This window comes from Arthrobacter rhombi, from assembly GCF_039526245.1.
GTDB classification, from domain to species: domain Bacteria; phylum Actinomycetota; class Actinomycetes; order Actinomycetales; family Micrococcaceae; genus Arthrobacter_H; species Arthrobacter_H rhombi.
This window is the reverse complement of the sequence record NZ_BAAAIV010000004.1, coordinates 238,451-261,898: the sequence shown is the minus strand read 5'-3', so window position 1 is coordinate 261,898 and position 23,448 is coordinate 238,451. Positions and strand designations below refer to the sequence as shown.

At 65.8% G+C, this 23,448-nt stretch carries 21 protein-coding genes; 9 read left to right on the top strand and 12 right to left on the bottom strand.

The window, feature by feature from the left end; translation table 11 throughout:
- Window positions 1-13: 13 nt before the first annotated feature.
- The 4 genes from ABD088_RS03700 to ABD088_RS03685 all read right to left on the bottom strand — a co-directional run bounded on the left by ABD088_RS03700 (window position 14) and on the right by ABD088_RS03685 (window position 3,933).
- Window positions 14-769, bottom strand: coding sequence for an amino acid ABC transporter ATP-binding protein (locus tag ABD088_RS03700; RefSeq protein WP_343900152.1), 756 nt, complete (start codon window positions 767-769; stop codon window positions 14-16).
- A gap of 5 nt (window positions 770-774) precedes the next feature.
- On the bottom strand, window positions 775-1,560 hold the full coding sequence (locus tag ABD088_RS03695) for an amino acid ABC transporter permease (protein ID WP_343900151.1): 786 nt from the start codon (window positions 1,558-1,560) through the stop codon (window positions 775-777).
- A 68-nt stretch (window positions 1,561-1,628) separates the two neighbouring features.
- The gene (locus ABD088_RS03690) at window positions 1,629-2,438 is read right to left on the bottom strand and encodes a basic amino acid ABC transporter substrate-binding protein (protein WP_343900150.1); all 810 of its coding nucleotides are present in this window, start codon (window positions 2,436-2,438) and stop codon (window positions 1,629-1,631) included.
- Between the two features lie 139 nt (window positions 2,439-2,577).
- Window positions 2,578-3,933 (bottom strand): isochorismate synthase, encoded by a 1,356-nt coding sequence (locus tag ABD088_RS03685; RefSeq protein WP_343900148.1) that lies wholly within the window; start codon window positions 3,931-3,933, stop codon window positions 2,578-2,580.
- 71 nt (window positions 3,934-4,004) lie between these two features.
- Here ABD088_RS03685 and ABD088_RS03680 point away from each other — a divergent pair, with 71 nt between their 5' ends.
- From ABD088_RS03680 to ABD088_RS03670, 3 genes are read left to right on the top strand one after another with little or no spacing between them, the layout of a single operon-like run.
- On the top strand, window positions 4,005-4,781 hold the full coding sequence (locus tag ABD088_RS03680) for a demethylmenaquinone methyltransferase (protein WP_343900147.1): 777 nt from the start codon (window positions 4,005-4,007) through the stop codon (window positions 4,779-4,781).
- Between the two features lie 21 nt (window positions 4,782-4,802).
- The gene (locus ABD088_RS03675; protein WP_343900145.1) at window positions 4,803-6,146 is read left to right on the top strand and encodes a geranylgeranyl reductase family protein; all 1,344 of its coding nucleotides are present in this window, start codon (window positions 4,803-4,805) and stop codon (window positions 6,144-6,146) included.
- Entirely contained in the window at window positions 6,139-7,236 is a 1,098-nt protein-coding gene (locus ABD088_RS03670) for a polyprenyl synthetase family protein (RefSeq protein WP_343900143.1), read from the top strand. Before ABD088_RS03675 ends, ABD088_RS03670 begins: the two co-directional genes overlap by 8 nt.
- Window positions 7,237-7,251: 15 nt before the next feature.
- Here the strand turns inward: ABD088_RS03670 and ABD088_RS03665 are convergent, their stop codons facing one another.
- From ABD088_RS03665 to ABD088_RS03655, 3 genes are read right to left on the bottom strand one after another with little or no spacing between them, the layout of a single operon-like run.
- Window positions 7,252-7,737, bottom strand: a complete 486-nt coding sequence (locus ABD088_RS03665; protein WP_343900141.1) for an HIT family protein — start codon at window positions 7,735-7,737, stop codon at window positions 7,252-7,254.
- Window positions 7,738-7,742: 5 nt separating this feature from the next.
- Window positions 7,743-8,177, bottom strand: coding sequence for a hypothetical protein (locus ABD088_RS03660; protein ID WP_343900139.1), 435 nt, complete (start codon window positions 8,175-8,177; stop codon window positions 7,743-7,745).
- A 24-nt stretch (window positions 8,178-8,201) separates the two neighbouring features.
- The gene (locus tag ABD088_RS03655; RefSeq protein WP_343900137.1) at window positions 8,202-9,611 is read right to left on the bottom strand and encodes a PucR family transcriptional regulator; all 1,410 of its coding nucleotides are present in this window, start codon (window positions 9,609-9,611) and stop codon (window positions 8,202-8,204) included.
- A gap of 122 nt (window positions 9,612-9,733) precedes the next feature.
- Between ABD088_RS03655 and ABD088_RS03650 the strand changes: the two genes are divergently transcribed.
- The 3 genes from ABD088_RS03650 to gabT all read left to right on the top strand — a co-directional run bounded on the left by ABD088_RS03650 (window position 9,734) and on the right by gabT (window position 12,995).
- On the top strand, window positions 9,734-11,320 hold the full coding sequence (locus ABD088_RS03650) for a sodium-dependent transporter (RefSeq protein ID WP_343900136.1): 1,587 nt from the start codon (window positions 9,734-9,736) through the stop codon (window positions 11,318-11,320).
- A complete protein-coding gene (locus ABD088_RS03645; protein WP_343900135.1) occupies window positions 11,317-11,457 on the top strand; it encodes a methionine/alanine import family NSS transporter small subunit in 141 nt (46 codons plus the stop codon). Before ABD088_RS03650 ends, ABD088_RS03645 begins: the two co-directional genes overlap by 4 nt.
- A gap of 197 nt (window positions 11,458-11,654) precedes the next feature.
- Window positions 11,655-12,995: a 4-aminobutyrate--2-oxoglutarate transaminase gene (gene gabT / locus ABD088_RS03640; protein WP_343900134.1), complete on the top strand. Its 1,341-nt coding sequence runs from the start codon at window positions 11,655-11,657 to the stop codon at window positions 12,993-12,995.
- A 76-nt stretch (window positions 12,996-13,071) separates the two neighbouring features.
- Here gabT and rarD read toward each other — a convergent pair whose 3' ends face one another.
- From rarD to ABD088_RS03615, 5 genes are read right to left on the bottom strand one after another with little or no spacing between them, the layout of a single operon-like run.
- Complete coding sequence (gene rarD, locus ABD088_RS03635) at window positions 13,072-14,076, bottom strand: EamA family transporter RarD (RefSeq protein WP_343900132.1); 1,005 nt, start codon at window positions 14,074-14,076, stop codon at window positions 13,072-13,074.
- A 28-nt stretch (window positions 14,077-14,104) separates the two neighbouring features.
- Window positions 14,105-18,088, bottom strand: a complete 3,984-nt coding sequence (gene eccCa, locus ABD088_RS03630; protein ID WP_343900131.1) for a type VII secretion protein EccCa — start codon at window positions 18,086-18,088, stop codon at window positions 14,105-14,107.
- A gap of 3 nt (window positions 18,089-18,091) precedes the next feature.
- A complete protein-coding gene (locus ABD088_RS03625) occupies window positions 18,092-19,165 on the bottom strand; it encodes a nucleotide-binding protein (RefSeq protein ID WP_343900130.1) in 1,074 nt (357 codons plus the stop codon).
- Between the two features lie 15 nt (window positions 19,166-19,180).
- Window positions 19,181-20,527, bottom strand: coding sequence for a type VII secretion integral membrane protein EccD (gene eccD, locus ABD088_RS03620; RefSeq protein WP_343900129.1), 1,347 nt, complete (start codon window positions 20,525-20,527; stop codon window positions 19,181-19,183).
- 6 nt (window positions 20,528-20,533) lie between these two features.
- Window positions 20,534-20,860: a hypothetical protein gene (locus tag ABD088_RS03615; protein WP_343900128.1), complete on the bottom strand. Its 327-nt coding sequence runs from the start codon at window positions 20,858-20,860 to the stop codon at window positions 20,534-20,536.
- A gap of 198 nt (window positions 20,861-21,058) precedes the next feature.
- Between ABD088_RS03615 and ABD088_RS03610 the strand changes: the two genes are divergently transcribed.
- From ABD088_RS03610 to ABD088_RS03600, 3 genes are all read left to right on the top strand, one after another.
- The gene (locus ABD088_RS03610) at window positions 21,059-21,406 is read left to right on the top strand and encodes a WXG100 family type VII secretion target (RefSeq protein ID WP_343900127.1); all 348 of its coding nucleotides are present in this window, start codon (window positions 21,059-21,061) and stop codon (window positions 21,404-21,406) included.
- A gap of 94 nt (window positions 21,407-21,500) precedes the next feature.
- Window positions 21,501-21,803 carry a hypothetical protein gene (locus tag ABD088_RS03605; protein WP_343900126.1) on the top strand — a complete coding sequence of 101 codons (303 nt, stop codon included), beginning with the start codon at window positions 21,501-21,503 and terminating at the stop codon, window positions 21,801-21,803.
- A gap of 199 nt (window positions 21,804-22,002) precedes the next feature.
- Window positions 22,003-23,433 carry an FAD-dependent oxidoreductase gene (locus ABD088_RS03600; protein ID WP_343900125.1) on the top strand — a complete coding sequence of 477 codons (1,431 nt, stop codon included), beginning with the start codon at window positions 22,003-22,005 and terminating at the stop codon, window positions 23,431-23,433.
- The last annotated feature ends 15 nt before the right edge of the window (window positions 23,434-23,448 follow it).

Genomic DNA, 23,448 nt, shown 5'->3' with positions numbered 1-23,448 from the left:
CGGAGCTGAGGGCTCAGAGGACCTTGGAGAGGAACGACTGGGTGCGTTCGTGCTGCGGGTTGCCCAGTACATCTGCCGGCTTGCCTTGCTCGACGACGACTCCGCCGTCCATGAACACCACCCGGTCACCCACTTCGCGGGCAAAGCCCATCTCGTGGGTCACGACCATCATGGTCATGCCCTCGTCGGCCAGGCGGCGCATGACGGCCAGCACGTCGCCGACGAGTTCGGGGTCCAGCGCCGAGGTCGGTTCGTCGAAGAGCATCATGTCGGGGTCCATCGACAGGGCACGGGCAATGGCCACCCGCTGCTGCTGGCCACCGGAAAGCTGCGACGGGAAGGCGTCGCCGCGGTCGCCCAGTCCGACCTTCTCCAGGTTCCCCTGCGCGATCCTGCGGGCCTCCGCCTTGCCACGCTTCTTGGCCCGGCGCTGGGCCAGCGTCAGGTTGTCCAGCACATTCAGATGCGGGAAGAGATTGAACTGCTGGAACACCATGCCGATCCGGGTCCGGACCTTGTCCAGATCCGTCTCCGGGTCGGTGATGTCGATGCCCTCGACGAGGATCGTGCCCTGGGTGGGCTCCTCGAGCCGGTTGACGCAGCGCAGCAACGTCGACTTGCCCGACCCGGAGGGGCCGATCACGCAGACCACTTCGCCCTGGCCGACATGGAAGTCGATGCCGGTGAGGACTTCCTTGTCGCCGAAGCTCTTGTGCAGGCCGCGGACCTCGATGGCCGGGCGACTCTGATCGGGAATGACCGCACTCATGATCGTTACCGTCCTCTGTTTTGGTGGCGTTCGAGCTTGGCCACGAGCTGGGTGAGCGGCAGCGTGATGACCAGATACATCAGACCCGCCACGATCAGCGGCGTCGAGTTCGCCGTCTGGGATGACATATCGCGGGCAAAGGTGGTCAGGTCCTTGTCACCCATGGCCATGCCGGCGATGAAGAGCAATGAGGTGTCCTTGATGATGATGACCAGCTCATTGGTCAGCGGCGGAGTGATGATGCGGAAAGCCTGCGGCAGCACCACAGACACCATCGTCCAGGCCGGGGCCATCCCCAGCGAGCGTGCAGCCTCGGTCTGTCCCGGTGGAACTGCCTGGATTCCCGCACGGATCGTCTCCGCGATGTAGGCGCCGGATACGAGGATGAGCCCGATCAGGCCCGCGCTGACGGCGCCACCGGGAGGCCGCCAGGAAAAGGCCAGCGGAACGGCGAAAGCCATGCCGAAGATGACCAGCAGGGCGGGTAGCCCCCGGAAAAGTTCGATGTAGGCGGTGGCGATCCAGCGGTAGGGGCCGATCGGAGCAAGCTTCATCAACGCCAGGATCAAGCCCAGTATGAGGCCGCCAACGAAGGCGATGACCGTATAGATGACGGTGTTCTTCGCCGCCGTGGTGATGATCGAGGGGAACTGCTCCCGCGCGACCTCGAGGTCGAGGAAGTTGAACTTGATCGCCTTCCAGTCGGCAACGAACAGCAGGGCCGCAACGGCGACGACGAGGATGACATACAGGCTGCCCCGGAAGAGGCGCCTACGGGTGGAGGGTTTCAACGGTGTGGCCTTCCGGACGGTGTCAGGGGTTCGCCCCGGGGATCAACCCCGGGGCGAACCCGTCTGGACTACTTCGTGGAGAAGTACTTGTCGTAGATTTCCTGGTACTTGCCGTTGTCCTTGAGCTCGGCGAGCTTGGCGTCGAGTTCCTTCAGAAGCGCCTCGGTGCCCTCCTTCTTGACCGCGAAGCCGTACTGCTCGTCGGTCTTGTACTTCGCGACGATCTCGAACTTTCCATCCTGGGTGTGCTCCAAGTTGACCGGAAGGTCCTGCAATACGGCGTCCACGCCCTTGGACTGCAAGGCCGGGAAGAGCTCGGCATCCGAGGGGTAGTCCTGGATCTTGGTGTCGGAGGGGACGTGTTCCGTGGCGTACTTCTTGCCCGTGGTGCCCTGCTGCACTCCGACGGTCTTGCCGGCGAGGTCGTCGATCGACTTGATGTCCGAGCCCTTCGGCACCAAGAGCGACTGCTCCGAGTCGTAGTAGCCGTCGGTGAAGCCCAGGTGCTTCTTGCGGTCATCGGTGATGGTCATGGCACTGGCCCCCATGTCGCACTGGCCGGAGGCCAGCACCACACCGGACTGCAGGCCATCAAAGCCCACGTCCTTGACCTCGAGCTTCAGGCCCATGGAATCGGCCATGGCGCCGACCAGGTCCATGTCGAAGCCGGTGTACTTGCCGGCTTCTTCGTATTCGAAGGGCTTGTACGGGATGTCCGAGCAGACCGTGAGCGTTCCGGCTTGGACGAGTCCCAGGTCCTTGCCGCCGGCGGAACCTGAGCTGGCCGCTCCGCTGTCAGAGCCGCCACAGGCCGTCAGGGACAGCAAGGCGACGGCAGAAACTGCCAGGGCCTTGGTAAAGGTGGAGTGAATCCGCATCTGTATTTCCTTCTCGAGTGATCCGGCGGACAACCGCGCCGGAATTGACATTCTAGACCGGAATATCCCGGGATGAGATGTTCATCACAGGCTACAGGGGTGTTTTGCAAGTAAACAAGTGGTTTGAGTGACAAAAACTTTACAAGTTGAGGGCCTCGCGCATGGGGCGCATCTTGGCCCAGGACTCGGCCAATTCGGCGGCCGGATCGGAAGCGGCCACGATCCCGCACCCCGCATACAGGCGGACCCGGGTCGGGGATTCGACGACCCCGCCCCGCAGGGCGATGCCGAATTCCCCGTTGCCCGTCGTATCGACCCATCCGACGGGGCCTGCGTAGGGGCCGCGGTCCATGCCCTCAAGCTGGAGGATGAGTGCATCGGCCACCGTGGTGGGGGTGCCGCAGACCGCCGCCGTGGGGTGGAGGACCTCGGCGAGGTCGAGTGCGGAAGGCGACGTGCCGTCGTCGTGCACCCGCAGTTGTGCCTCGACATCGGAGGCCAGATGCCAGACATTGGGCAGTTCCAGGACGAACGGTTCCTCCGGGGCGACCATCCCGCTGACCAGCGGACCCAGCTCTGCGGTGAGTGAATCGATGGCCAGGCGGTGTTCGTGGCGTTGCTTTTCGCTGCCCGAGAGCATCCGTGCGGCGTAGTCCTCGTCCCCGGCAGGCGCCGTGGCGCGATCCAGGGTCCCGGCCAGGACGCGCGCGCGGGCCGTGTCGCCGGTGACCTTGACGAGCATTTCGGGGGTGGAGCCGATGAGCCCGTCGACGGAATAGGTCCAGCAGTCCGCATAGCGCAGCGCCAGTTCGCGCAGGACCTGGGACACGGCGATGTCCGCGCCCAGCTCGGCCACGGCGTCACGGGCGAGGACGAGCTTGGTCAGGTCGCCGGAGCCGATGGCCCGGACTCCGGCGCGGACCGATTCCTCATACTGCGTTTCGGAGACCTGCCCGGGAACCAGCCGGTCCTCACCCGGGACCAGGTCGCGCTCGGGGGAACGATCCTCGAGGAGGTCGGCCAGCAGCTGCTCGGCGACCGCCGCGCTGAGCTCGGCCTCCGGATCGGCGGTGGTCAGGGTGATCCACCCGGTGTCACCGTTGCGGCCGACCACCAGACGGGGGACGACCAGGCGCGAGGCGTAGGCGCTGGTGGCGGAGAACGCTATCGCGGAGAAGGCGATGGGGCCGGTGCCCGGGAGGTCAACGGCGTCCTGCACGGAGGCTGCGGCGGAGACGTCGGACCACCAGCGGCGCAGGGTGGCGAATCGATCGGTTCCGGTGGCGGTGAACCGTGCCACTTCGCCGAACCCCACCAGGCCCTCGCCGCGACGGCCCCATACGAGGGCGTCGTCCCGGACCAGCAGGTCCTGGAAGCCGTTGTCCTGCACTGCGGCCCGGCGGAAGGTGATGCTCCGCAGGGTGGGGAGGGGGGAGTCCACCGCCGTCGGCGTGCCGCTTTTCGGCACGGTGGAGCCGGGAAAGTCAATGTTCATGATGGCACCAGCCTACCCGCGGCCACGGCGGGCCTTTTCGCCCTCGCGTCGAACTTTGAGACACTGGGTAGGTGAGCCGTGCATCGCTGGAAAAGCGTCCCGAAGAAGTCCAAGCCATGTTTGACGACGTCGCGCCCCGGTACGACCTGGTCAACGACATCCTCTCGATGGGCCAGACGCGCCTGTGGCGCAAGGTCGTGGTCGACGCGATGGGGGTAGAACCCGGGCAGCGGGTGCTCGATTTGGCGGCCGGTACCGGCACGTCATCGGAGCCCTACGCCGATGCCGGCATCGAGGTCGTGGCCTGCGACTTCTCGCTGGGCATGCTGCGCGTGGGCAAGCGCCGTCGCCCCGACATCGACTTCGTTGCCGGGGACGCCACGAACCTGCCCTTCGCGGACGAGAGTTTCGATGCCACCACCATCAGCTTCGGGCTGCGCAACGTGGGTGACCCCCGGAAGGGGCTCGCCGAGATGCTGCGGGTGACCAAACCCGGAGGCACCCTGGTGGTCTGCGAGTTCTCCCACCCCACGTTCGCCCCTTGGCGCACTGTCTACACCGAATACCTGATGCGCGCGCTGCCGCCCATCGCCCGCAAGGTCGCCTCCAACCCGGCGGCCTACGTCTACCTGGCCGAGTCCATCCGGGCCTGGCCGGACCAGGACGGGCTGGCCGCCTGGATCGCCGACGCCGGCTGGGAATCGTGCAGGTACCGCAACCTCTCGGGTGGCATCGTCGCTGTCCACCGCGCCACCAAGCCGCTCGACGCCGATTCCGCCACGGCCGCAGAACGGCAGGCCAAGGCCTCCGAGTACCTGCGCCACCGTGCCTCCCGGCCCACGCTCTAACCGCATCCGACAAGGAACCACGTGTCTGTACTGATCGTTGGGGCCGGTCCTGCCGGTTCGACCGCCGCCAGCTACCTGGCCCGCGCCGGGGTGGAAGTCACCGTTCTGGAAAAGACCGCTTTCCCCCGGGAGAAGGTCTGCGGCGATGCCCTGACCCCGCGCGCCGTCCGTGAACTGGCGCGTCTGGGCGTGGACCATGCCGACACCGGCATCTGGCGCAGGAACCAGGGTCTGCGGTTGGTCGCCGGCGGCCGGTCGATGGAGATCCCGTGGCCCGAACTCGGCGATTTCCCGGACTACGGGCTGATCCGCACCCGGCACGGCTTCGACGAGGCCCTGGCCCGTCACGCCCAGGCGGACGGCGCCCGGCTGCTGGAACGCCATGCGGTCACCGATGTCATCCGCGACACCACCGGCCGGGTGGTCGGCGCCGTCGCGAACATCCTGGACGAACGCGGGCGCAAGACCGGGGAGACCCGCGAATTCCGTGCCGACATCGTCCTCGCCGCCGACGGGAACTCGACGCGCACCGCAGTCAGCGCCGGGTTGCACAAGCGCGATGACCGCCCGCTGGGCGTGGCCTACCGGACCTATTTCACCTCCCCGCGGCACGAGGACGACTGGATGGAAGGCTGGCTGGAGCTCCCCGACAAGGCGGGCCGCCCCCTGCCCGGTTACGGCTGGGTTTTCGGCGTCGGCGATGGCACCTCCAACGTCGGCCTGGGCATCCTGAATTCCACCCGCGAGTTCGGCAAGCTCGACTACCGCCAGGTCCTGCGCGACTGGACCGCCGCGATGCCCGGTGAATGGGGGTTCACCGCGGAGAACCAGGTCGGCCCCATCCGCGGAGCCGCCTTGCCCATGGGCTTCAACCGGACCCCGCACTACACCCCGGGGCTCCTGCTGCTGGGCGACTCCGGCGGCATGGTCTCGCCCTTCAACGGCGAGGGCATCAGCTACGCCATGGAGTCGGCGCGCATGGCCGCCGAGATCATCCTCGACGCCCGCTCCGGCCTGCACGGCACGACGCCGGGATCCCGGGAAGCGCTGCTGGCCTCCTACCCGGACGTGGTCCGCCAGGCCTGGGGCAGCCACTTCACGCTGGGGCGCGTCTTTGCCCGGCTGATCGGCAACCCCCAGGTGATGAAGCTCGCCCTGCGGACCGGCATGAGCACCCCCGTCCTCATGCGCTTCGTCGTGCGGATGCTCGCCAACCTCACCGACGACGGCGGAAAGGGGTTTGAGGATAGAGTGATCCATGTGCTCGAACGCCTGGCACCACCCACGGAGAACCGCCGGCCACCCCGGGCGCGACCCGAGAATCAATCCACACCGATGACAAGCAGGTCCCAGAACCGTGAATGATTCCCCGACCAACTGGACGACCGCCGGCCACGGCGTGCCGGACTCCGTTGACCTGTTCGCGGAAACCTCGGCACTCGCCGCCGGCATCAACCTGCCTCCCGGCTTCCGGGCCGTCGCCGAGGACCCCGACTTCGGGCCGGCGATTTCCCAGGGGATGGCCAAGGTCGAGAAGGTCCTGCGCGCAGCCGTGGCGAATTCCGATCCGCTCATCGATGCCACCAGCCGGCACCTCGTCGAAGCCGGTGGCAAGCGGGTCCGCCCGCTGCTGGTCATCCTCACCGCCCTGCTGGCCGATGGCGTCACGCCAGAGGTCATCAAGGCTGCTGCCATCGTCGAGCTGACCCACCTGGCCACGCTGTACCATGACGACGTCATGGATTCGGCGCCCTACCGCCGCGGAGCGCCCACGGCACACGAAGTCTGGGGAAACTCCACGGCGATCCTCACCGGGGACCTGATTTTCGCGCGCGCATCGGTCCTGGGCTCGGAGCTCGGAGCCCAGGCCGTCCAGCTGCAGGCCAGGACCTTCGAGCGCCTCTGCCTCGGGCAATTGCACGAAACCGTTGGACCCCGGGACGGTGAAGACCCCGTCGCGCACTACCTGGACGTGATCGCCGACAAGACCGCCTCGCTGATTTCGACCTCGGGTGTCTTCGGCGCACTGTTCGGCGGATCGCCCGAACACGTCGAGGTCATGCGCGACTACGGTGAAAAGGTAGGCGTGGCGTTCCAGCTGGCCGACGACGTCATCGACGTCACCGGAGCCAAGGTCAACTCGGGCAAGACCCCGGGAACCGATCTGCGTGAAGGCGTCCCGACCCTTCCTGTCCTGCTGCTGCGCGAGGCCTCGGCGGCAGGAGACGCCTCGGCCACCGAGGTGCTGGCGCTGGTGGACGGGGACCTGTCCTCCGATGAGGACCTGGCCCGCACCGTGGCGGCGCTGGCCGCCCACCCGGTCACCCACACGTCGTGGGAAGTGGCCCGCCAATGGTCAGCCGACGCCATCGAAGCACTGGAGCCGCTGCCCGAAGGCCCGGTCAAGGCGTCCCTGGCGGCATTCGCCCACGCCGTCGTCACCCGCGAAAACTAGCAGGGCAACTCCTGGTCAGCCCAGGCGTTCCAACGCCTGGGCCAAGTCGCGGGCCTTTCGCGCCCGCACCTCGACGGGGACCCGGTGCCGTAGCTGACGGTAGAGGTCGTCGTCGGCATAGCGCGGGAAAACATGCTGGTGGTAGTGCCAGACGTGTTGGTTCCCGGCCGGCTCGTTGTGCTGGCGGGTCGAGGTGCCCTCCGGGTCCCAGGCCAGCTTCATGGCCAGCGCAACTTTGCGGGTCATGATCATGATCTCCGCGGCCACTTCGTCGTCCAGGTCGTAGAGCGACTCCAGATGGGCCGTCGGGATCACCATGGCATGGCCGCCGTAGTTGCCGAAGCCGTCACAGGCCATGATGACCGCCACGAGCTGTTCGCGGTGGACCAGATCGGTGGGTGAGCAGAGGTTGCCGGGGGACAGCGGCCCGCCAGACAGGAGCTCGCAAAAGGGGCACTCGTATCCCGGCGGCTCATGCGAGGGGTGGGCAGGAGCCGGCATCCGCGTTAGTCCTCCAGTTCAGGTTCCAGCTCCTCGAAGACCCACTCGAACATGTCGAGCACGTATTCGCTGAAGGTCCCCTCTTCGCTCTCCCATTTTCCGCTGTCGTTGTGACGTCGGTGGACGATGGGGTCGGGGATGTTCAACTGGTCAGCGCGGAAGCCCCAGACGTACTGCTCGTCCTCGTCTTCCATGAACAGCAGGTAGCCGTCCTCGACTTCGAGTTCGTCGGGGTCGAAGAAGAAGTAGTACGCCTCCATGAGGTCATCGCAGGCGCCGATGGCCAGGTAGAACTCGCCGAGGACCTGGGGGATGTCGACCCCGGCATCTTCCAGCTGTTCGCGGAGCTCTTGGGGGGTCAACCCGTCCTCGGATACCCACTGGTCATCGAGGTATTTGGGGACCAGGGAACGGAACTTCTCCACGAACATTTCAGACATGCCTAAATACTATCGGTCCCCGGGTCAGTAAACGTCGCGCGCCGAGAGCGCCAGCCATAATTGGACGCGATCCGGGGTGTTCGAGGGGTCGAATCCGCTCAAATCGGCGATCTGCTGCAGGCGGTAGCGGACAGTGTTCCGGTGCAGGCCCAGATCCTCGGCCACCGTGCCCATGCTGCCGTTGAGTTCCAGGAACCGGCGCAGGGTCACCATGAGTTCGGCGCCGTGGGCCGCATCGAAGTCAGCCAGCGGTTCCAGGGCCTCGGCTGCCAGGGCCTGGAGTGGCACGTCGTGGGCAGCCAACAACAACGACGTCAGCGAAATCCTCGAGGGGTGGTTGACCAGCCCGCCGTGGCGCAAGGCCTCCACGGCCTCGAAGTAGCTCCACCGCAATCCCGTGACCTGGGCGTAGGAGCCCCCATACGAGACCCGGGCAGGTACCCCTGCGCCCGAGAGGTAGGCGGCGAATTCCGCTGCGGCCGACTCTCCGTCCCCGGCGTCCAGGACGACGGCGAGCCGGTCCTCGACCATGGCCGAGACACATTTCTCCCGGCCGGGCGGCAGCGGCAAGGTCGGGATGGATCTCGACGTGGGACCCACGGGGTCCACGAGCAGGATCGTATGCGCTGCGTTGGGGGAAATCCCGACGGACTGCAGGCGCAACGCCGCGTCCTGTCCCTCGATGACCCCCCGGGTCAGGTCAGTCAGGACCTGGCCGCTGACCGTCCGCCGCGATTCACGCAACCGGGCACGGTTGGCCAGTTCGACGCTGATCAGCGACTGCGCATATTCGACCAGTCCGCCGCCGGTGTCAGTGCCCTCGACAAATAGGGTGCAGCGGTCCTGGAGCCCGGTCGGGATGGGCACCGTCAGCCAGCCCTCGGCGGCCGGTGCCGGTCCATGGATCCTGGCCCCGTACTGGCTCAGGGAGACCGGACGCTGCAATTGGGCGCCGAGTTCGCGCAACAGCCCGTGCAGCCCCCCGCCACCGAGCAGGGCAGAAGCGAGCCGCTGGTGGCCCTTGAGCAGGCGCTCCATCCGGGCGACATTGTCGGCCGCCAACGCTTCTGCCACGATCCGGGTGATGGCCACGAAGGGTGTCTCGTAGGGAACCTCGAACAGGGGAAGGCCGACTTCGCCGGCTCGGCGGACGACGGCGGCAGGCACCTTGGCATGCGTCAGGCCGGTGCCGTAGCCCAAGGCCAGCACCCCCGCACGGATGGCATGATCGACGAAGCCGGTTTGGGCGGCCACTGTCTTTTGCCGCACCCCAGTGGTCAGCAGCACTTCGCCGCCGGCCAGGAACGGTGTGGGATCGGCCAGCTCGGTCACCGCTGCCCAGGAGATGGGGGCGTCGCCGGTGTCATCGGGGTGGGTCAGCGCGGTGAGCCGCAGGGAGGTAGTGGCCAGCAGGCCGGAGAGCGTCATCGCCATGGAAGGCATTCTACCCGGCAACTGTGCATCGGCCCCATGAGCGTCGTCAAAATTGGATGAAGTGACGAACGCACCGTGAGCAGTCTTTGTGACGTGTTCAACAGCCGTCTACGGTATAGGGCATGACCACTCCACCGAATGGCGGGGCCGCGACAGCCTCGACTCTAAAACGAGAAACTTTCTCGACCCGAAAACTATTCATTCTGTCGGCGATTGGCTCCGCTGTGGGCCTGGGGAACATCTGGCGTTTCCCCTACGTCGCCTACGAGAACGGCGGCGGCGCCTTCTTGATCCCGTACCTGTGCGCGTTGTTGACCGCCGGTATTCCGCTGCTGTTCCTTGACTACTCCATTGGCCACAAGTTCCGCGGCTCGGCCCCGCTGGCCTACCGCCGCATGCACCGTGCCGCCGAGCCCCTGGGCTGGTGGCAGGTCCTGGTTTGCTTCATCATCGCCATCTACTACGCGGTGATCATTGCCTGGGCCGCCATGTACACGTTCTTCTCGATCAGCAAGGCCTGGGGGGATGACGCAGGAACGTTCTTCCAAAAGGACTTCCTGCAAGTGGCCAAGGTCCCGACGCTCGGCTTCGACTACGTTCCCAGCGTCTTCTGGCCCCTGCTGGTGACTTGGATCGTCGTCATCGGCATCATGATCGCCGGGGTTAACAAGGGCATTTCCCGCGCCAACGCCGTGTTCCTGCCGCTGCTTATCGTCATGTTCATCCTGCTGGTGGTCGCCTCGCTGTTCCTGCCGGGCGCAGCTGACGGGCTGAATGCCTTCTTCACCCCGAACTGGGAAGCCCTGGGCGACCCGGGCGTCTGGGCGGCTGCCTATGGCCACATCTTCTTCTCGCTGTCCGTGGCGTTCGGCATCATGATCACCTACTCCTCCTACCTCAAGCGCAAGACCGACCTCACCGGCGCCGGCATGGTCGTCGGGTTCGCGAACTCGGCCTTCGAGATCCTCGCCGGCATCGGCGTTTTTGCCGCCCTGGGCTTCATGGCCCAGGCCTCCGGCGGAGACATCAACGAGGTAGTCGATGCAGGCATCGGCCTGGCGTTCGTGGCCTTCCCGACCATCGTGTCCCAGGCGCCGGTCGGCGCATTGCTCGGGGTCCTGTTCTTCGGGTCGCTGGTCTTCGCCGGCATCACCTCGTTGATTTCCATCCTCGAGGTCATCGTCGCTGCGATCCAGGACAAGATGGGGTGGCCCCGGGTGAAGTCGGCGCTGGCCGTCGTGGTCCCCGTGGGACTGATCTCCATCGTCCTGTTCCCGACCACCACCGGGCTGTATCTGCTGGACACCTTCGACGCCTTTGTGAACAGCTTCGGCATCATGCTTGGAGCCCTGGTGGCAGTCGTCGTCGTGGCATGGTTCCTGCGCAAGCTGCCGCTGCTCTCGCGCCACCTGAACCGGTTCGCCAGCATCAAGATGAAGAGCGTCTGGATGATCCTGGTTGCCGTGGTGGCCCCGCTGGCTTTGGGGTACATGCTGATCAATGAATTCATCACCAAGATCCAGACGCCGTACGAGGGCTACCCCGTGTGGTTCCTCGGTGTCTTCGGCTGGGGGATGGCCGGGGCGTTGGTCGTGGTGGCCATCATCCTCACGTTCATTCCCTGGAGCCGGAAATCCAAGGCCAATCACGACCCCGAGTACGACGCCGTCAAGGCCGATGAAGATGCAGAAGAAGGGGCCATCCGATGACACCCGTAGCGATCACCATGATGATCATCGCCATCCTGACCGTGTGGGGAGGGCTGGGTCTGGCCTTGGTCAACCTGTCACGCCATCCCGAGGAGCCGGAAGATGACCTGGAGGAATTCGTCCCCCAGGACTCCTGACCTCGGATTTCCCTGCAAATGAGTGGCGGTCCCCTCCCTCGGGTGGGACCGCCACTGTGCTGTGCGGATGCATAACGTCCAGCGAATTGCCCTGTGCCAAGCACCCTAGCGTGGGCGGGGCGTGGAACCGTAGGCTCGGTGTCGACGCATGGCGCCCCAACGAGCGGCGTCAGGACACCGATAGGAAGGAAGCCGTCGTGGAGATCCAGTACCGGCTCGAACAGAAGCGCAACATCACCGGGGCATTCCCCGGCCCCGTCTCCCAGGCCCTGGCCGAACGCCGCTCCGCCGCTGTCGCTGCCGGCGTTGCCTCGTCGGTTCCCGTCTTTGCGGCCGATGCCGATGGCGGTGTCATCCTCGACGTAGACGGAAACACCTTCACTGATCTCGGCTCCGGAATCGCCGTGACCACGGTGGGTGCCTCGAACGCGAAGGTCGCCGCCGCCGTTGCCGAGCAGACCTCACGCTTCAACCACACCTGCTTCATGGTCACCCCGTACGAGGGCTACGTGGAGCTGGCCGAAAAACTGGCAGAGCTCACCCCCGGCGAGCATGCCAAGAAGAGTGTCTTCTTCAATTCCGGGGCCGAGGCCGTGGAAAACGCCGTCAAGGTGGCTCGCGTGGCGACCGGGCGCTCGGCTGTCGTCGCCTTCGACCATGCCTACCACGGTCGCACCAACCTCACGATGGGCTTGACCGCCAAGGCCGCGCCGTACAAGCGCGGATTCGGTCCACTGGCTTCGGAGATCTACCGGATGCCGATGAGCTACCCGTTCCGGGAAGAGAACCCCAACATCTCCGGCAAGGAAGCCGCCGAGCGCGCGATCCTTTCCATGGAGAAGCAGATCGGCGGCGACCAGATCGCCGCGATCATCATCGAGCCCATCCAGGGTGAAGGCGGGTTCATCGTCCCCGCCGACGGCTTCCTGCCGCGCATCGCCGAATGGGCGAAGGAACAGGGCATCGTCTTCATCGCCGACGAGGTCCAGTCGGGATTCTGCCGCACCGGTGACTGGTTCGCGGTGAACCACGAAGGCGTCGTGCCGGACATCATCACCCTCGCCAAGGGCATCGCCGGGGGACTGCCACTCTCCGGCATCATCGGGCGTGCAGAACTTCTCGACGCAGTCCACCCCGGCGGACTGGGCGGGACGTATGGAGGCAACCCTGTAGCCGTCGCCGCAGCCCTGGCCGCAGTGGACTACATGGCCGAAGCGGATCTGAACTCCCGAGCACGGGCCATCGAGGAGAAGTTCTACGCGCGCATGCGGCCGCTGCAGCAGGAGCTGCCGGCCATCGGCGACCTGCGTGGACGCGGGGCCATGCTGGCCATCGAGTTCGTCAAGGCGGGAGGCAAGGAGCCGGATGCGGACCTGACGAAGAAGATCGCCGCTGACTGCTTGGCCAACGGCGTGATCATCCTGACCTGCGGAACCTACGGCAATGTCGTGCGTCTGCTGCCGCCGCTGGTCATCTCCGATGAGCTGTTGGCCGATGCCTTTGACGTCCTCGAGGAAGCCATCCGCAAGAACGCCTGATTGGCACAACGCCTGCGGCGGTGCGTCGGTCCCCCGGGGGCCAACGCACCGCCGCAGGCGTTTCCGGGCCCAAGGGCTAGGAGGTCGTCGGCTCGGAGGCCGCGGTTTCGGCAGTTGTCGTGGCCTTTCCTGCAGGGACAGCGGCCCGGACGCGCGGGCGCCGGAGCATGTCGATGGCCAGCAGGACGATGGCAACCCAGACCAGGGCGAATCCGGCCAGCCGCTCGACCGGCATGTCCTCGTGGAAGATCGCCACCGCGATGATGAACTGCATCACCGGGGTCAGGAATTGCAAGGTGCCGACTGTGCTCAACGGCAGTCGACGTGCGGCACCGGCAAAGAGCAGCAGGGGAACTGCGGTGACGACGCCGCTCGCGGCCATGAGCCAGAAGTGACCGGCACCGTGCGTGAGAACCGTGGCCTGGCCGTGGAACATCAGCCATGCCATGTAGGCCAACGCCGGCAGCGTCAGGAACGCCGTTTCGACGGTGAGGCTCGTTGCGGCGGTCGCAGTGCGTCCGACCCGGTTCTTCACGAAGCCGTAAAGCCCGAACGAGAAGGCCAGCGTCAAGGCGATCACCGGGATCGAGCCGTAGGCGAAGGTCAGCACCGCAACGGCGGCCAGTCCGAACCCCAAAGCGGTCCACTGGAGCCGCGACAGCTTCTCCTTCAGGAACACCACACCCAACGCCGCCGATACCAGCGGGTTGATGAAGTAGCCCAGGGAAGCCTCCACCGTGTGGCCGTGCAGCACCGCGTAGGCGTATGTCACCCAGTTCACGGTGATCAGAACTGCGGCGACCGCCAGACGTCTCATCGCGGCGTGGTCTCGGACCAGGGTGCGGAGTTCGCCCCACGACCGGGTGACGGCGATGAGGATGATGCAAAAGACCAGGCTGAACACGATGCGGTTGGCCACGATCTCGGTCGCCGAGGCGACCGAGATCGTCATGAAGTACAACGGCAGGACGCCCCAGAGGACGTAGGCACCGAGCCCTTGGGTCAGCCCGGCACGACTCGGCATCGTCGCCCCGGAAGCAGCTTGAGTCTTGGCGGGGACGGTCTCGGTATCACGGGGCATACCCATGCCAACCGGGCGCTGGCCCCGCCTATTCCGTCTCGGGGTTCAGATACGTCTGGACCGTCTGGAGTGGGCGCCCGGTTTGCACCAGCTGGCCACGGCCCGGTGGGAGGGGCCTGGCCCGGATGTTGTTGATGAGCCCGCCCTCGGAGCGGTCCCCACTCATGATCAACGCCGCGGTACCGGCGTCGCGCAAGGTGGAGAAAAATGACTCGTACATGCCGCGGCTGGCGCTGCGGACTTTGCGCGTGAGGATCACGTGCAGGTCCAGCTCGTCGGCCATCGGCAGGTAATTGGTGAGGCGGCCGAGCGGCGATGACCCGCTAGCCGTCAGCACGTCGTAATCGTCGGCGATGACGACGAGCTTGGCCTTGCTGGGGCGGTGTTCCTCGTCGCCGCCCGTGGTTCGGAGTTGCAATTCGGCAGCCAGGGCGCCTGAGAGCTGTTCGCCCACGATCGCACTCCCGGCGTACCCCCCGAGGTAATCGTCGGGCACGACATCGTCGAGTCCCTTGCGCGGGTCGTACACGCCGAAGAGCAGCTCGTCCGGGGTGTGCTGGGAGACCAGGGTGGCAATGACGTTGCGCAGGATGTTCGACTTTCCGCACTCCTCATCGCCCAGGACGATCAGGTGGCGGTCCTTCGATTGCAGGTCCAGCACATGATCGCCCAGATCTGTTTCGCGCAGGCCCAGCGGGACATGACCGGGGCTGCGTGTCTGAGGTGCCTTCTCCCAGCCGACGGCGCCCGGCAGGACACGGACCTTCATGGCAGTTTCATGGGTGTGTTCGGCGACCTGCGTGACCAGATCGCGGAGGCCATCGGACATGTCCTCGGCGTCGTCGATGCCATCGATCCGTGGAAGGGCCACATGGCCGATGAGCTTGCGGTCCGACAGCGCCCGGCCAGGTGCCTCCGGGTTGACCCCGGGGGCGATCTTCCGGTCAATCTGCGAATCCGAGGGTTCCGCCAGCGCCGTCTCGATCTTGTTTCCGAAGAAGCCCTGCTGGGCCATCCGCAGCTCGGCGTTGCGGTTCAGCGTGGTCACGACGTGCATTCCGTAGCCGCCGCCACGCATGATCAGTGCGTTGACGCTTTCGCGGATTTCCTCGAAATCGTCGGCGATCTGCCCATAGCCGTCGATGACCAGGAAGATGTCGGCGCTGGGCAGCTCCGGCAGCTGGCCTTGGGCGTGCATGCGCCGCATGGTGGCCTGGGAATCGATCTGGTGGTTCTCGAACGCCCTCTCGCGGACCAGGAGCATGCCCATGAGCTCTTCCACGGTGCGCCGGACGACCTCGCGGTTGGTCCGGATGGCCGTCCCGCCCACATGCGGCAGGCCATTGAGCGGCAGCAAGGCCGAACCGAGTAGGTCGATGCAGTAGACGCCGACCTCCTTCGGGGAATGCGTCAAGGCCATCGAGGCGACCACCGTGCGCAGGAGGGTGCTCTTGCCCGATTGCGGACCGCCCGTGATCATGAGGTTTCCGCCGCCTGCCGTGAAATCGATCTCCCAGAGGCCCTGCCATTGCTTGGCCGGATCATCGAGTAAACCGATGGGCACGCGCAGCTTGCCCCCGGCGCCCAGGGCGAGTCCGTGCTCGGATGGGTGGACTCCGCCGGTGGCTGCGTCAAGGGAGATGGCCGCCGGCAACGGCGGCAACCAGATCTCCTGGACCGAGCGGGGGAAGGAACGCAGGGTGTCCATGAGCGTGGACATCACCGTGGGTCCGGTGGTGCGTTTCGCCGCCTCATCCTTCGGGCCAACCGCCGTCGCGCCGTCGTTCCCGACGGTGGATTCCCCGGCATAGCGGGGGATCGGAAGGACGTCGGGAATATCCAGGCTGGGCTGGTCGTCGGGGTCGTCCTCCTGGACGTCTTCCAGCGGGCCCGAGACGTAGCCGGCCTTGAACCGCGTGTACACGGTGGTGTCGACCTTGAGGTACCCATAGCCGGGAACCGGGGGCAGGTGGAACGCATCCGGGGTGTCCAACACCGTGCGGGATTCGGACTCCGAGAGCGTGCGCAGACCGAGCCGGTAGGACAGGTAGGTTTCCAGGCCCTTGAGCTTGCCCGATTCGACACGTTGGCTGCTCAACAGCAGATGGACACCAATGGACCGACCGATGCGTCCGATCGACAGGAACAGGTCGATGAAGTCGGGTCGGGCTGTGAGCAGCTCGCCGAACTCGTCGATGATCACCACGAGGTGCGGTAGCGGTGCCATGTCCTCGCCTCGGGCCAGACGCTCGTTGCGGTGCACTTGGTAGTCGGTGATGTTCGCGATGTTTCCGGCCGCCTTGAGGACTTCCTGGCGGCGCAGGATCTCGCCATTGAGGCTGGCATAGACGCGTTCGACCAGTGAGAGGTCGTCGGAGAGGTTGGTGATGATGCCGGTGACCTGGGGGGCACCTTCGAAGGGGGCAAACGTGGCACCGCCCTTGAAGTCGACCAGGACCATGGCCAGCATGTCGGGGGAGTGGGTGGCGAGCAGGCCGAAGACGAGCGAGCGCAGCATTTCCGACTTGCCAGAGCCGGTGGCCCCCACGCACAGCCCATGAGGGCCCATGCCGAACTGGGCGGATTCCTTCAGGTCCAGGACCGTCGGGCGGCCGGAATCGTCGGGCCCCAGGGGGATGCGCAGGAATTCGGCATCACCGCGTGGTTTCCACGTTCGCTCGATGTCGGCACGGCTGAGCTCCGGGGAGAGGCCGAGCATGCCCAGGAAACTCTGGGCGCCTTCGCCGGAGCCACCGTGCTCCAGGGAGTCCGAGGAGAGCCGCAGAGGGGCCAACTCGTGGGCCAGGGCATCGGCGGTTGCGACAGACAGCGGATCCAGCGTCCCGGTCGATACCACCGGATGCACGGCATCAGAACGGTAATCCTGGACCTGGAAACCGTCGGCGGTTTGGGTGATGCGCAGCGTGACGTCGCTGGGTTCTTCGCTGCGGTCGTGGACCAGATGAAGGATCGTCAGCCCGACGTCTGCCGGGGAGAGGAAACGGTCGGATAGGGGCAGTTCCTGCGACTGGGAACCGTGGGAATCGGAGACGACCACCAACCGGGCCAGCGGTTGTGTGGCGTTCAATCCGACTTTCTTGGCCTCGACGGCGATCTTGGCACGGCGTTGCAGATCGGCGCTCATGGCTTCCGTCAGGGAAGTGAGATCGGGGGCAATCCGACGTGTCAGTTCAACGCCCGACGTCTGGGACTGGTCTGCCAGATGTGGCAGCCACGTCGTCCACTGCCAGTCATCCCGGAAGTGCTCAGGCGTACCGATGCCCAGGCCCAGATCCTCGGGGGAGTGAAACGCGCAGGCGGAAACGATGAGGTTTCGTGTGGCTGCCAGGACAAACTCCCGGTCGCCGATGATGCTGACATTGCCGACGGAGTCCAAAGGGATCGTGACAGGCATGTCCGGGCTCGTGGAGAAACGGCGTTTCAGGATTTCTGCTTCGGCAGCCATGAAGGCGTCGGTCTGCTGGGTGGCGCCAGCGAAATCGCTAACGGCAATATCCCGGCAGGGGCGCTCGCCGTATCCCATCCGCACGTCGAGGAAATCCTGGTTTCCACGCCTGCGCTCCCAGAGGCGCATCGGCGTGCGAACGATGTCGAAGAGGGCTTCGGGCGGCGGCGCACTCTCGCGGGCCACCGCCAGGGCCTCGAGCTCATCGGAACGCATCTTCACCCGGGACCGCTCCAGATAGCGCATGTAGTTGTCCCGGGCCAGGGTCCGGGTCCGGACTGCCTTGCCCCGGTTGGAGAACATCATGAAGATGCCGATCACCACGGTCAGGATCATCATCATGGCGCCGATGGCAGCGAACGGCGAGTTGCGGAACATCATCATGGCCGTCATGGAGACGGCGCCGCCCAACATCGGGACGATCGTCATCAGGTTCAGGCCCGGAGCCTCGCCGTCGACGGGCGGAGGCCCATCGAGGTGGAAGGGGCGGAAGTCCCGCAGGGGAGTCGAGGTGCGCGCGGGGCGGTGGATGATTCGCTGGGACATCGACTACCGGACCTCGTTTGCGCGGGAGAGGATGCGCCCGGCCAACGCGGTAGCGGCCTCACGATGGGTGGGCAGCAGCAAGGGCAGTGAGATCGCGGCCCCGGCTGCCAAATGGCGGTCGTAGCCGATGGCATGCGCATCGAACCCGAGTCTGGACAACCGTCCCGCCTGGTCCAGCGCATCCAAGGCCGATGACCGGTCCTGTTGCATGACCAACACTGTCAGGGGGATGGCGGCAACTGCCGACCACGTCTGCCACCTGGCCAGGGCCGCCAAGGCATTGTCCATGCCTGAAAGGTTCGCAGGGACGACGAAGACGGCCCCGTGGCAGTCGGCCAGTGCGGCCTGGGTTTCCGTGGAGTCCAAGCCGGTGGGGCAGTCAAGAAGGGTGACGGGAAAATAGCGGGAGACCGTCGACGTGGCTTGACGCAATTCGGTGCCAGAGGACCGCGTGGGTGCCGTAGCCCGGGGGCCGGTGGCGAACAGGCCGTCGGAAGCCTGGCCGAGCATCTCCGCCAGGTGGGAGGCTCCCGGCTGCGCGCCGCCGGTCAAAGCGGGAACGAGGGAGTCGAGGGCGGGCGCGTGCTCCAGGCCAAGACGGAGTGAGAGGCTTCCATGCCCGGGATCCACGTCAAGGACGCAGGTGCTGTCCGGCCGCAGCGCGGAATAGACACTCGCCAAGAGAGCCGCGACCGTGCTCTTACCTGCGCCCCCGCGGGTCGATACGACGGCGATGCGACGACCGGTGATCACTGGGATCTGGACGCTGGCAGCCTGCGTGCCGGCGACCGTTGCGGGGTGGCGGCCCCCGAAAAGTGCAGCAAGGGTGCGCGGCAACGAGCCGCCGGTGGCCTTGACGCGCGAGAGACGACGACGGTCGTGTTCCAGCGGTGATCCAAGGGAGTCGGGGACAGTGCCCACGGTCTGGGGGGCACCGGGCCGGGACCCGGTGCTTGGAGACTGGCGGCGGTCGCGGCGGGACGGCGTGGGTGTTCCCCATGGATCGTTGACGGGGTGTCCCCATGGATCGACGTTCTGGCCCTCGACGGCCGGGCCCTGGTTGTGTGATGAGCTCATGAAAGGTCCTCCGGGCTAGAACGTGGCCAGCATTTGGGTGTACACGCCGAAATACCCGACGAGCAGCGGGAGCGTGGCGAGAATTGCCACCATTTCGAGCCGTTCGCAGATCTGGCGGATCCGCGCTTCAACGTGGTCCGGCAAATCGACGGCCAGTCCGAGTCCGGTCAGGATGGCGATGACGAAGATAGCCAGCCCCACGATCCAGACCGTGTCCGGGTTCAATCGGGTGAGAGCGCCGGCACCAGCGGCAACGCCGACTGCGGTCGCCGCATACAGTGCATACCTTTCGATGGCCAGAGGAAAGGCGCGTGAGCGCAGCAAGGTTGCCAAGGCCAACGCCAACAGCAGGGGAAGCGTCCATTTGGGGCTCCGGTCGTCGGAGGCGACGAGCCACAATCCGACGGCCGTGGAGGCAGCGGCCGCCACCGTGGCCAGCGTCAAACCGGAATGTGCCGATCGAATGGCCGCCAGGGCATCGCGCCTCCAGATCGAGGAGCCATTGGCCCGCCGATCGTCCAGGGCAGCCAAACCGGACAACGAGAGGGCCAACGAGGGCAGCATGCCCAGCGCCAGAATCGAACAGATGGCGGCGATGGCGCCGGCCCCCACGATCAGATCGGCGTCGGCAACGCCCGAAGCCCACCGGGCCAGGGGCACCGCGCCAGCCCAGACGCCCGTCAGGACAGCGAGCACGCCGGCACCGAGCAGCACGGCGCGTGGATGGCGCAAGACAGTTGCCAGGCAGGCGACGAACACGGCTGTTCCTGCAGCAGCCAGCATCAGCCGCAGCGGTGCATCGGCCGGCCAATGGGCCAGACCGATCATCCCGGCACCCCAGCCCGCGCCCATCAGGGCGGAAGCCACTGGGCGCGAACCGGCGGAGACGGCAGCACCTAGCGCCAGCAGCCCGGCACCCACAGCGAGCAGGATCCACCAGCGGGCATCCGGCAGGTAGCGTCCGAGGACCAGATCCAAGGACAGCCACAGGCCCAACGCAGCGAAGATGCCCGAAGCAGTGACCAGATGGGTCCGGCTCCAGGCGCCACCTACCTCGCGGGTCTGCTCCACCACGGTGTCCGAGATGTCATAGACGACCGCAGGCGGCGGCGCCTCGCTGTTGCTGACCAGGGTGAGCCGGGCTCCGTCGTGCACTTGTGCCTGGGCCAGCGAATCCTGGGACGCAATCGGTTCGCCGGAAGCGGTCAGCAACACCTTGGCGGAGACTCCGTCGCCGGGGGTGTCCCCGAGCAAGTCGAGGATCTGCGGCATCAGTGTGCCCACCGCCTCGGAGGCGGGAAGGAGGAGATCGGCATTGCGGCGGTCACCCACGAGGGTCACGCGTGTGTAGGGCTGGGCCATGGTGGGCTAGATCCCCATCTTTCCGGAGTTCGGGACGTGGTGCAGCCCCCTGAAGCCGTCGGGCAGCTCGAGGGCATGGATCGATCGCTTCTGCAGCTGCTCCTGCTGTTGGCGTTTTTGCTCGGCCTGGGTGGCCAACAGGTTGGATACGAACGAGACGCCGATGCAGACCGCAGTGATCAGGGCAGCGGCGACGAGGCTGAAGAGGAACTGCTTCGTCGTGGCCTTCCAACGACGTTCGGTGGGGTTGTCCCCATAGAGCAGTGCGTCCGTGACCCGGTTTCGGCGGACGGCGACCGACTCGATGAGTTGGCTGTCGAATTCTGTCGCCACGTGGTCCTCCCAGTCGGCTGCATGGCTGTTGTGAGTCCATCATGTCAGGTGGATGGATGAAAAGTGTTCGATCTGGCCGGGGATGGGGAGTTCTCCCCATGCCGGACGCTTGACCGCGTTTGGCGCAGTGGCGTTAGCTGGATATCAGCACGGGGGATACGGGAAATACGGTTCCCACATCGACGAAAGGAAGAGCACATGGGCTTCAAGGGAAAGATGGACACTAACGCCATTGGGGACGCGGCGGAGCAGGCGAGCGGTTCGGGTGACGAACTGGTGCGTTTGGTCGAGGAACTGGTCGACGGTGTGGAGGATCTGCGTACGACTTTCACAGGTGCCGGCGGTGTTTCCTACCAGAACTTCATGGTGGAGGCGCAGCGGGTCCAGGGCGACCTGATCACCGCGCTGAGCGGTATTTCGCAGGGCCAGGCCCAGTCGGCGAAGGAATACATCACCATGGACGACACCATGGAATCGGGCGGCAAGAAGGCCGAGGGTGTCGCAGCGGGCGCCAAGGGCTCGGGTTTCAAGTTCGGCGCACAGTAGCGCTTTTCGGGGACCTCGCCACGGACGAGTCCCCACCGCGCGATAGCGCACCACACCACGACTGGCCTCCTGGGCCCCACGGAAGGATTTGAAAATGGGAAAAAACGACGACGTCATTGGATTCGACAGCGATCACGCCTCGCGTATCGAGGGTGACATCATCCGTATTGCAGGCCGCATCGAGAGCATCATCGGGGATCGCGAAACCCAGGTGAAGTTCGTCAAGGACAACTGGGATGACAACAACGCCGGCGATACCTACTCCAGCGTGGAGAAGGATTGGAAGGACGCCGCCGACGAGACGCTGCAGCTCGTGCACGATGCCCGCAGGCTCCTGGGCGACAACTCCGTCACCGCCACCGATGCCAGCGGCAAGGTCGTCGGCATCTGGTCCTGATCTCCTGATCGCGGGATACGTCGACGGCGGTCCGCGCGACCGCTAAAGGGGCGGATGACCACCATGGCCATCCGCCCCTTTCGTGTGTTCGCACCCACAGGAATGCGCCGTGCGCTCGCCGTGCAATTAGACTAGGTGGCTGTGCGTTAATTCCCGTTCGGGTGGCGCACCCCGTGGAGTTCCGCCGAAAGGATTACCAGTGTCCAACCCAGCTGCAGACCGACCGCTGCGCGTCGCCATCATCGGAGCCGGCCCAGCTGGTGTGTATGCCGCGGACATCCTGACCAAGGCCGAGCGCGAGTTCGAGGTCAGCATCGACCTGTTCGACGGCTACCCGGCGCCCTATGGGTTGATCCGCTACGGCGTGGCCCCGGACCACCCGCGTATCAAGGGCATCGTCAAGGCGCTGCACAAGGTCCTGGACCGTGGCGACATCCGCTTCCTGGGAAACATCACCTACGGCCGCGACATCACCCTGGGCGACATCCGCGATATGTATGACGCGGTCATCTTCGCCACCGGCGCGATCAAGGACGCCGACCTCGCCATCCCGGGCATGGACCTGGACGGTTCCTACGGGGCTGCGGACTTTGTTTCCTGGTACGACGGGCACCCCGATGTGCCGCGCGAATGGCCGCTTCAGGCGAAGGAAATCGCCGTCATCGGCAACGGCAACGTCGCCCTGGACGTCGCCCGGGTGCTCTCCAAGCACGCCGATGACCTCCTGGTCACCGAAATCCCCGACAACGTCCATGCCGGTCTTGCCGCCTCGCCGGTCACGGACGTGCACATCTTCGGCCGTCGCGGCCCGGCCCAGGTGAAGTTCACCCCCTTGGAATTGCGCGAGCTCAGCCACTCCCGCGACGTGGACATCGTGCTCTACCCGGAGGACTTCGAATTCGACGAGGCCTCGGACGAGACGATCAAGACCAACAACCAGGCCAAGACCATGGTCAATACCCTGACCAACTGGCTCGTGGAGCAGGAGGACCGTGAGGAGCAGGAGGAGGCCGGAAAGCGCACCCCCGCCTCGCGTCGTCTCCACCTGCACTTCCTGCACACCCCCGTGGAAATCACCGGCACCGACGGGGCCGTGGACGGGATCCGTTTCGAACGCCAGGAGCTCGACGGGACCGGGAATGTGCGCGGCACCGGCGAACTGGTGGACTACCCGGTGCAGGCCGTCTACCGGGCCATCGGCTACTTCGGTTCCGAACTCGCCGAGGTCGGGTTCGATCCACGCCGCGGTGTCATCCCCAATGATGGCGGACGTGTGCTCGACGACGAGGGCAAGCATGTGCCGGGGTTGTACGCCACCGGATGGATCAAGCGCGGCCCCGTGGGCCTCATCGGACACACCAAGGGCGATGCCCTCGAGACCATCGGGAACCTGCTCGAAGACCGGTTGGAACTCCCCGCCGCTGCCCACCCCGATGAACAGGCCATCCTCGACCTGTTGAACGAACGGGGGGTCGCCTACACAACCTGGGAAGGCTGGATCGCCCTGGACGCCCACGAGCGCGCTCTCGGGGAAGCTGCAGGCACGATCCAGACCGCCGCCGGTGAGATCACGCGCGAACGCATCAAGGTCGTCGAACGCGAGGACATGGTTAAGATTTCCCAGCAGTAGCTCCCGGAAACACCA